Source organism: Streptomyces nanhaiensis (assembly GCF_046614825.1).
Lineage (GTDB): Bacteria > Actinomycetota > Actinomycetes > Streptomycetales > Streptomycetaceae > Streptomyces > Streptomyces radiopugnans.
The window spans coordinates 1-7,378 of sequence record NZ_JBKJFM010000218.1 but is presented as its reverse complement, the minus strand read 5'-3'; the positions used below and the strand labels follow the sequence as shown (position 1 = coordinate 7,378).

9 protein-coding genes are annotated in these 7,378 nt (G+C 71.5%); 5 read left to right on the top strand and 4 right to left on the bottom strand.

The window, feature by feature from the left end; translation table 11 throughout:
* The coding region (locus tag ACLIYP_RS28310) for a hypothetical protein (protein ID WP_412715945.1) at positions 1-556 on the bottom strand (556 nt) is incomplete at its 3' end.
* 108 nt (positions 557-664) lie between these two features.
* Between ACLIYP_RS28310 and ACLIYP_RS28305 the strand changes: the two genes are divergently transcribed.
* From ACLIYP_RS28305 to ACLIYP_RS28290, 4 genes are all read left to right on the top strand, one after another.
* Complete coding sequence (locus tag ACLIYP_RS28305) at positions 665-1,456, top strand: ABC transporter ATP-binding protein (protein WP_412715944.1); 792 nt, start codon at positions 665-667, stop codon at positions 1,454-1,456.
* 21 nt (positions 1,457-1,477) lie between these two features.
* Positions 1,478-1,900 (top strand): NfeD family protein, encoded by a 423-nt coding sequence (locus tag ACLIYP_RS28300; RefSeq protein WP_412715943.1) that lies wholly within the window; start codon positions 1,478-1,480, stop codon positions 1,898-1,900.
* Positions 1,901-2,006: 106 nt separating this feature from the next.
* Positions 2,007-2,963, top strand: coding sequence for an SPFH domain-containing protein (locus tag ACLIYP_RS28295; RefSeq protein WP_412715942.1), 957 nt, complete (start codon positions 2,007-2,009; stop codon positions 2,961-2,963).
* Between the two features lie 100 nt (positions 2,964-3,063).
* A complete protein-coding gene (locus tag ACLIYP_RS28290) occupies positions 3,064-3,831 on the top strand; it encodes a sulfite exporter TauE/SafE family protein (RefSeq protein ID WP_412715941.1) in 768 nt (255 codons plus the stop codon).
* 71 nt (positions 3,832-3,902) lie between these two features.
* On the opposite strand, the gene ACLIYP_RS28285 is transcribed toward ACLIYP_RS28290, so the two are convergent.
* From ACLIYP_RS28285 to ACLIYP_RS28275, 3 genes are all read right to left on the bottom strand, one after another.
* The gene (locus tag ACLIYP_RS28285; protein ID WP_093655576.1) at positions 3,903-4,412 is read right to left on the bottom strand and encodes an HNH endonuclease; all 510 of its coding nucleotides are present in this window, start codon (positions 4,410-4,412) and stop codon (positions 3,903-3,905) included.
* A 389-nt stretch (positions 4,413-4,801) separates the two neighbouring features.
* A complete protein-coding gene (locus tag ACLIYP_RS28280; protein WP_412715940.1) occupies positions 4,802-5,341 on the bottom strand; it encodes a YbhB/YbcL family Raf kinase inhibitor-like protein in 540 nt (179 codons plus the stop codon).
* A gap of 130 nt (positions 5,342-5,471) precedes the next feature.
* Positions 5,472-6,254 carry a sporulation protein gene (locus ACLIYP_RS28275; RefSeq protein WP_412715939.1) on the bottom strand — a complete coding sequence of 261 codons (783 nt, stop codon included), beginning with the start codon at positions 6,252-6,254 and terminating at the stop codon, positions 5,472-5,474.
* Between the two features lie 133 nt (positions 6,255-6,387).
* Here ACLIYP_RS28275 and ACLIYP_RS28270 point away from each other — a divergent pair, with 133 nt between their 5' ends.
* Positions 6,388-7,059, top strand: a complete 672-nt coding sequence (locus ACLIYP_RS28270) for a DNA-3-methyladenine glycosylase (RefSeq protein ID WP_412715938.1) — start codon at positions 6,388-6,390, stop codon at positions 7,057-7,059.
* The last annotated feature ends 319 nt before the right edge of the window (positions 7,060-7,378 follow it).

The following is a 7,378-nucleotide window of genomic DNA, read 5'->3' as shown; positions in this document are numbered from 1 at the left end:
GGCCCGCCTCCGCCCGCGCCCGGTACGCCTCCAGCGCCGCCGCGGCCACCGGCCCGGAGCCGGCCACGTCCAGCCGCGTCAGCACCTCGGTCGCCTCGCGCAGCGCCTCCGCCAGCTCCCGCTCGGCCTCCCCGAGCGACGGCACGTCCGCGGGCGGGGCCTCGCGCACCGGCAGGCAGTGCCACACCACCTCGGTGTGCACATCGCCTCGCGGACCCGCCTCGCGCACCCGCGGCACCAGCCCCAGCGCCGCACCCGTGCCGACCACGGCCTCGCCGGCGTCCAGGGCGAGGGCGTTGAACTCCGGCGGCCCGCTCAGCCCCAGCGGGTGCCCGGGCGCGGGCAGCGCCAGCCGCAGGCCCGCCACACCCGAGGCGCGCAGCCTGCCGAGCGCGAGGGTGAGACCCACCTCGCCGGGCTCCCCCGGCAGACCCGCCACGCGGTGCACCGTGTCGTCGCCCACGATGCGCGCGGCGGCGTCGTCGGGCGACACCAGTCCGGCGAACAGGGCATTTCCCCAGGCGGCCAGCCGCCCGGAACGAGGTTCTTCGAGCATGCCCCCAGCCTAAGGACAGCCGCGCGGAGGAGGTGGCGTAGGTTTTCCCTGGGGACTGTGCCCACAGGCACAGGCGACAGCCGCGACTGCAATGGGAGACAACGCGCCATGAGCGATGTACTGGAGCTGGTGGACGTATCCGTGGTCCGCGAGGGTCGGGCTCTGGTGGAAGACGTCTCCTGGTCGGTGAAGGAGGGGGAGCGCTGGGTCATCCTCGGCCCCAACGGCGCCGGCAAGACCACCCTCCTCAACGTCGCCTCCAGCTACCTGTTCCCGACCTCCGGCGCGGCCACCGTCCTGGGCGAGAGGCTCGGCGCCGTCGACGTCTTCGAACTGCGCCCGCGCATCGGCATGGCCAGCAGCGCGCTCACCGAGAAGCTCCCGCGCAGCCAGACCGTGCTCCAGACCGTCCTCACCGCCGCCTACGGCATGACCGCCGGCTGGCGCGAGGACTACGACGCGGTCGACGAGCAGCGCGCCCTGGCCTTCCTCGACCGCCTCGGGATGAGCGAGTACCTCGACCGGAAGTTCGGCACCCTCTCCGAGGGGGAGCGCAAGCGCACCCAGATCGCCCGCGCGATGATGACCGACCCCGAACTGCTGCTCCTGGACGAGCCGGCCGCCGGACTCGACCTCGGCGGCCGCGAGGACCTGGTGCGCCGGCTCGGACGGCTCGCCCGGGACCCGTACGCCCCCTCGATGATCATGGTGACCCACCACGTCGAGGAGATCCCCCCGGGCTTCACCCACGTCCTGATGATCCGCCAGGGCAAGGTGCTCACGGCCGGACCGGTCGAGACGGAGCTGACCTCCGCCAACCTCTCGCGCTGCTTCGGCCTCCCCCTGGTCGTGGAGTACAACGGCGGCCGCTGGACGGCGCAGGGTCTCCCGCTCGGCTGACCCGGGCCCTACCATGGCGGTGTGGACGCATGGGTGTGGTGGCTGATCGCCGCCGTAGGACTCGGAATCCCCCTCGTACTCACGGCCATGCCCGAGTTCGGCATGTTCGCGGTGGGCGCCGCCGCCGCCGCGGCCGTCGCGGCGCTCGGCGGCGGGCTGACGGCCCAGGTGATCGTCTTCGTGGTGGTCTCCACCGCGCTGGTCCTCGTCGTCCGCCCCGTCGCCAGACGCATGCGGACGCAGCGGCCCGAACACCGAAGCGGCGTCGACGCGCTGACGGGACGTCAGGCCGTCGTGCTCGAGCGGGTCGACGGCTCCGGGGGGCGCATCAAGCTCGCGGGCGAGATCTGGTCCGCGCGCGCCCTCGACGCGAGTGCGTCCTACGAGCCGGGCGACCAGGTGGACGTGGTGGAGATCGACGGGGCGACCGCCGTCGTGATGTGATAGCCGGTGACCGCACGGTCACAACCGTCGGCGACGCCAACGACGCAGACAGCCACGCTGGACACCTCGGTCAGCGTGAAATCCTAGGAACGCAGGGGGAGCCACGATGGACGCCATCATCATCGTGCTGATCATCCTGGTGGTGCTGGTCTTCATCGCACTCATCAAGACGATCCAGGTCATTCCGCAGGCCAGTGCCGCGATCGTGGAGCGCTTCGGCCGCTACACCCGCACACTGAACGCCGGCCTCAACATCGTCGTCCCGTTCATCGACACCATCCGGAACCGCGTCGACCTCCGCGAGCAGGTCGTCCCCTTCCCGCCCCAGCCGGTGATCACCCAGGACAACCTGGTCGTGAACATCGACACGGTCATCTACTACCAGGTCACCGACGCGCGGGCCGCGACGTACGAGGTCGCCAGCTACATCCAGGCCATCGAGCAGCTCACCGTCACCACCCTGCGCAACATCATCGGCGGCATGGACCTGGAGCGCACCCTCACCTCCCGCGAGGAGATCAACGCGGCGCTGCGCGGCGTCCTGGACGAGGCCACCGGCAAGTGGGGCATCCGCGTCAACCGCGTCGAGCTCAAGGCGATCGAGCCGCCGACCTCCATCCAGGACTCGATGGAGAAGCAGATGCGCGCCGACCGAGACAAGCGCGCCGCGATCCTCCAGGCCGAGGGCGTGCGCCAGTCGCAGATCCTCACCGCCGAGGGCGAGAAGCAGTCCTCGATCCTGCGTGCCGAGGGCGAGGCCAAGGCCGCCGCGCTGCGTGCCGAGGGCGAGGCCCAGGCGATCCGCACGGTCTTCGAGTCCATCCACGCCGGGGATCCGGACCAGAAGCTGCTGTCCTACCAGTACCTGCAGATGCTCCCCAAGATCGCCGAAGGCGACGCCAACAAGCTGTGGATCGTGCCCAGCGAGATCGGGGACGCCCTCAAGGGGCTCGGCGGCGCGCTGGGCAACTTCGGTCCCGGAGCCCCCTCCGGCGGTTCGTCCGGCGCCGCCGCGGGCCGCTCCGACCTGACCAAGCGCCGGGAGCAGCCCCCGATCGACTGACGACACGCCCCGCACTCCGAGCCGCACCCGGACACACCGCGACCACGCCCCTCGGGCATGATCGGTGCACCAGACACCGATCGGCTGAGGGGCGTTGCGCGTGAACATCTGGGAGGCGCTGGCGGTCTGCGCCGCAGGCATAGGCGCGGGCACGATCAACACGATCGTCGGCTCGGGGACCCTGATCACCTTCCCCGTGCTGCTCGCGGTCGGGCTCCCGCCCGTCACCGCGAACGTCTCCAACACACTGGGCCTGGTACCCGGCGCCATCAGCGGCGCCATCGGCTACCGCCGGGAACTGCGCGGCCAGCGCGACCGCGTGCTGCGCCTGAGCGCTGCGGCCCTGGTCGGGGCGGTGACCGGGGCCGCCCTGCTGCTCTCACTGCCCTCCGCGGCGTTCGACACGATCGTCCCGGTCCTCATCGCGCTGGCCCTGGTGCTCGTCGTCGCCCAGCCGCGCCTGGCCCGCGCGATCCGGCGCCGCCGCGAGCGCAACGGCGGCGCCGCCCACCCCCACGGCGGCCCCGCGCTCCTCGGCGGCATGACCCTGGCCAGCATGTACGGCGGTTACTTCGGCGCCGCCCAGGGCGTCATCTATCTGGCGCTGATGGGCCTGCTCATCAATGACGACCTCCAGCGGATCAACGCCGTCAAGAACATCCTTGGCGCGATCGTCAACGGTGCCGCCGCGGTCTTCTTCCTCTTCGTCGCCGACTTCGACTGGACCGCGGTCCTGCTCATCGCCGTCGGCTCGGCGGTCGGCGGACAGCTCGGCGCCCGGCTGGGACGCAGACTGCCGCCGACCGCCCTGCGCGCGGTCATCGTGGCCGTCGGCACGGCCGCGATCGTCCAGCTCGTACTGAACTGAACGGAGCCGGACCGACCTGACCGGCCACCACCCACCCGCGGCGCCCTCGCGAGAAGCCCTCGCGAGGGACCTCAGGCGGAGGTGGGCAGCGCCAGCCACTCCGGCAGCGCCTCACCGTCCCGCAGCCCCAGCGCGAGGACGAGCGCGTCCGCCGGCGTCGGCTCGAACGGCTGCGTCAGCAGCCGCATGCCCGCCTGGGCGGGAGTGCGGTCGGCCTTGCGGTGGTTGTCCTCCGCGCACGCCGCGACCGTGTTCAGCCAGGTGTCGCCGCCCCCGCGCGAACGCGGCACGACGTGGTCCACCGTGGTCGCCCGGCGTCCGCAGTACGCGCACCGGTGCCTGTCCCGTACGAGCACACCGCGCCGCGACCACGCCGCCCGTTGTCGGAACGGGACCCGTACGTATCTGCGGAGTCTGATCACCTGCGGCACCGGGAGGTCGACCCGCGCCGCCCGTACGCGCAGCCCGGGGTGCGACTGCTCCACCACGGCCTTGTCCTGCATCACCAGCACCACCGCACGACGCAGCGAAACCGTCGACAGCGGCTCGAAACCGGCATTGAGCACCAGCGTCTCGCGCATCTCACCCACCTCCGGACCCGCCCCCGCGGCGGGGTGGGACCACTGTGCCGCTGCCCGACCGGGCGGACAACGCAATTTCCGCACGGTGTACGGGAGATGGCAGAGGAACGGCATGTGGATGACACGGGTGCCGGCGAACAGAGGGGGAGGCGCGCGAGATCGCGGGCAGGACGAGGGCAGGAAGGGGCAGCCGACGCGGCCGCCCGTCCCCCGACGGGCTCCGGCGGACGGCGGGCGTGAGCGCGCCCCGCCGCCCCCGCCACTGCGGTGCCGACTGCCCGGCCACCACTGTGCGATTCGGAGACGACGGGGCGCAAAGGCTTTTCCCGCCGGCGGGACGGCCACCTGGACGGCCGACGGGAAGGCCCCGGACCCTCGAGGCGACCGGGTCAGCTCCCGGCCGGCACCTCGTACTCACCGATGAGCTGTGCGCGAGCCAGTGTGTGGAACCGCAGGTTGAAGCCGACCACGGCCGGGGACGCGTCCGCGTCCACGCCCAGCTTCTCGGTGTCCACGGCGTAGACCGTGAAGACGTAGCGGTGCGGGCCGTCCCCGGGCGGCGGCGCGGCCCCGCCGAAGTCACGCGTGCCGTAGTCGTTGCGGACGTGCACCGCCTCCGCGGGCATTCCCTTCATCTCGCCCGTACCGGCCCCCGCGGGCAGCTCCGTCACGGTCACCGGGATGTCGAAGACCGACCAGTGCCAGAAACCGCTGCCGGTCGGCGCGTCGGGGTCGTAGCAGGTGACGGCGAAGCTCCTGGTCCCCCCGGGGAAGCCCTCCCACCGCAGGTGCGGGGAGGTGTTGCCCTCGGCGTGGACCTGATCGGGCTTCAGCCGGGCGCCCTCGGAGACGTCGTCGCTCACGACCGTGAACGACGGCACCGGGGGGTGGAAGTCGTGGGGGAGCGGGCGCCGCTTCTGCTCGGTCACGTGGGAAAACCTCCTCGGTAGCGCGACAACGCTGCACCGGCCAGCCTAACGATCCCGGCCCTCCGGACGGCGCAGGGCGCGGCCCGGTGCGACACCGGACCGCGCCCCCGAAGGCGAACGCCCCGAACCCTCAGAACCAGTTCCGCCTGCCGCCGACCTCGGCCAGCCACTGGTTGAGATAGGCGGCCCAGTCGGTCTGCCGGAAGCCCGCCAGGTCCACGGTGAAGGAGCGGTAGGTGTCGCTGCCCTCGCTGAACAGACCGGCCTTCTTGTCCATCTCCAGCACGACGTCCATCCCGTGCTCGTCCGCGACGAAGCTCAACTCGACCTGGCTCAGACCCCGGTACTGCTGCGGGGCCAGGAACTCGATCTCCTGGTAGAAGGGGAGCTTCTGCCGGGTGCCGCGGATGTGCCCCTGCTCCATGTCCGCGTTCTTGAACCGGAACCCGAGGGCGCCGAAGGCGTCGAGGATCGCCTGCTGGGCGGGGAGCGGGTGGACGTTCACCGGATCGAGGTCACCGGAGTCCACCGCCTTGGCGATCGCCAGTTCCGTCGTCACCCCGATGTTCATCCCGGTCAGATGGCGGCCCGTGAACATGGTGATCGGGGTCTCCCACGGCACCTCCAGCCCGAAGGGCACCGTGTGCACCGCGCCCGGCTGGAGCTCGAAGGCACCGCCGAGCCGCATGCGGTGGAACTCGACGTTCCTGCTGTACTCCTCCTCCCCGCTCTCCACCTCGACACGGGCCTGGAGGCCGACCGACAGCCCCTGGATCTCCTGGGCGACCGATCCGCCCTGGATCCGCACCTCCCCCTGGACGACGCCGCCCGGAACCACGTTCGGCTCGGTCAGCACCGTCTCCACCGACGCGCCGCCGATGCCCACACTCGCGAACAGCTTCTTGAAGCCCATGTTCTTCCTCCCCCAGGCCCTGGCCTGTGTGTCGTGCCGATCCCTAAGAACGCCCGAAGTCTGCCGGACGGTTCCGCCGGTCAGGGCCGCCGTCCGCAGTCGTTACCCGATGGCTGCACTACGCTCGGCAGGCGTGAGCGCCGACCACGACCGTAAGCCCCTGCCCCGCGCCTTCTTCGACCGCCCCGTTCTGGAGGTCGCCCCGGACCTGCTCGGCCGTGTCCTGGTCCGCACGACCGACGACGGTCCGATCGAGGTCCGGCTGACGGAGGTCGAGGCGTACGCGGGCCGCATCGACCCGGGGTCGCACGCATATCGTGGCCGCACCGGGCGCAACGCCGTGATGTTCGGCCCTCCCGGCCACGCGTACGTCTACTTCACCTACGGCATGTGGCACTGCCTGAACCTGGTCTGCGACGGGGAGGGCACCGCCAGTGGTGTGCTGCTGCGCGCCGGCGAGGTGCTGGCCGGCCACGAGCACGCGCGCCGGCGGCGGCCGAAGGCACGCGGCGACAGCGAACTGGCCAAGGGGCCCGCCCGTCTGGCCACCGCACTGGGGGTGGACCGCGCCCTCAACGGCACCGACGTCTGCGGCGACGGCGAGGACGTCCCGCTCCGTATCCTCACGGGCGCCCCGGCTCCATCGGACCGCGTACGGAACGGCCCCCGCACGGGAGTGGGCGGGGAGGGAGCACTCCACCCGTGGCGCTACTGGATCACCGGCGACCCCTCGGTCAGCCCGTACCGGGCGCACCAGCCACGTCGCCGTCGGGCGCGGCTTGACGCTGGGCCGACCGAGGTCTAACGTAGATCGAGCCGCTGGAACGGGACGAGGTCCACGGCGACCGTACAGGTCGCGTGAGAGAGGCCCGGAGCGGACACCACCAGATACGGACTCCCCGATTCGGGGGTCGTTTCCGTTGCGCTCGAACGTACGGAAAACCGATCCGAATGGCTCGATTATGAGTCGCCGGAGAGATCCGCTAAGGTAGTGAACACACCGAAGGGAAGCGCCCGGAGGGGCCCCGGAAGGGGTGCCGAAGGAAGCGTCCGTTCCTTGAGAACTCAACAGCGTGCCAAAAGTCAACGCCAGATATGTTGATACCCCGTCGCTCCTCCGGTTC